This is a genomic window from Shewanella sp. c952, assembly GCF_019654975.1.
Taxonomy (GTDB): domain Bacteria; phylum Pseudomonadota; class Gammaproteobacteria; order Enterobacterales; family Shewanellaceae; genus Shewanella.
The window spans coordinates 1-463 of the sequence record NZ_BPEW01000134.1 but is presented as its reverse complement, the minus strand read 5'-3'; the positions used below and the strand labels follow the sequence as shown (position 1 = coordinate 463).

The following is a 463-nucleotide window of genomic DNA, read 5'->3' as shown; positions in this document are numbered from 1 at the left end:
TTTTTTCAAGCAGAAGACGGCATACGAGATGCTCAGGAGTCTCGTGGGCTCGGCTAAAAACCTCAGGGTTATCTGTCTCTCTGTTCCTGCCATGGGATCCTCTCATCAGGCTTGGCGATCTGCTGACCGCACCTGGCTGAGAGTGTACGCGAAAATTTCGCAATCACCCAAACTTACATACCAGGAAACTTCCGCCAATCACCAGAGGTAAGGCCAGCCGATAGATCCAAAGCTGCAATTTGCTGCCGATAAAACGGGATAGATGAAACAGCGAGTAAATGCCCATCGCCAGCAGGAAGATGCCAAGCACCTCTACCCCGGCTATCACATCGGCATCGCCGCCGGCATAAACCGCTGCTGTCAGCAAGGCAAACCAGAGCACTGTATAGGCAGCTATGGCCAAACTAAAAGTGCGAACACCAATTTCCATCGCCGGTTGCCAGCGGCTGTTTTCGCCCCGCAC

General features: G+C 53.1%; 1 protein-coding gene. It reads right to left on the bottom strand.

Annotated elements, in window-relative coordinates:
- Positions 1-163: 163 nt before the first annotated feature.
- Positions 164-463 (bottom strand): hypothetical protein (locus K5R16_RS22240; RefSeq protein ID WP_220740599.1); only part of this gene is annotated, 300 nt, incomplete at its 5' end.